This window comes from Streptomyces sp. SID5910, assembly GCF_009862125.1.
In the GTDB taxonomy this organism is placed as follows: domain Bacteria; phylum Actinomycetota; class Actinomycetes; order Streptomycetales; family Streptomycetaceae; genus Streptomyces.
Genome location: NZ_WWHX01000653.1, coordinates 1 through 709 on the forward strand (window position 1 = coordinate 1; position 709 = coordinate 709).

Sequence of the window (709 nt, forward strand, 5' to 3'; positions counted from 1 at the left end):
TGGGGGTTCGACGGATTGGCGGGGTGCGGAGGTTGTAAGTGGGGCGGTTCTCGCCCCCGCCGCCCCTTCCCGTTCCCGTCCCTGGGGGCTGCCGCCCCCGGACCCCCGCTTTTCGGCCTGGACGGCCTCGTCCGCAAACGCCGGACGGGCTGGAAAGGGTCACTCCGGTGAGGTCGCCTTCAGGGCGAGCCACAGTTCCATGCGTACGTCCGGGTCGTCCAGGGAGCGGCCGAGGATCTCCTCCACGCGGCGCATCCGGTAGCGCAGGGTGTGGCGGTGGACGCCGAGGTCGGCGGCCGCGGCGTCCCACTGGCCGTGGCGGGAGAGCCAGGCGCGCAGGGAGGCCACCAGGTCGCCCCGGCCCGTGGCGTCGTGGTCGCGCAGCGCCCTCAGCAGGCCGTCGGCGAAGGCCCGTACCGCGTCGTCGGCGAGCAGCGGCAGCACCGAGCCCGCCGCCAGGTGCTCGTGCTCCACGCAGACGCGGCCACGCCGGCGGGCCACCGACAGGGCCTGCTCGGCCTGCTTGTAGGCGGCGGACGCGGCGATCGGTCCGGACGGCGCCGACAGGCCGACGACCAGTCCTTCCTCGTCGCCGCCCGTGATCGGCTCCGGCGCCGGCCGCGACGCCTCCAGGGCGGCCGCGTAGGCGGCGCAGGCGGCGACGGCCGCGCCCTCGTCGGTGGCCAGGACGACGAGGCGTTCCCCCTCG

The 709-nt window shown here is 76.2% G+C and carries 1 protein-coding gene; it reads right to left on the reverse strand.

Going from position 1 to position 709, the window contains the following annotated elements; genetic code table 11:
* Positions 1 to 159 precede the first annotated feature (159 nt).
* Positions 160 to 709, reverse strand: a 550-nt coding sequence (locus GTW67_RS22890; RefSeq protein ID WP_161166687.1) for a PucR family transcriptional regulator, incomplete at its 5' end; no start/stop codon positions are given.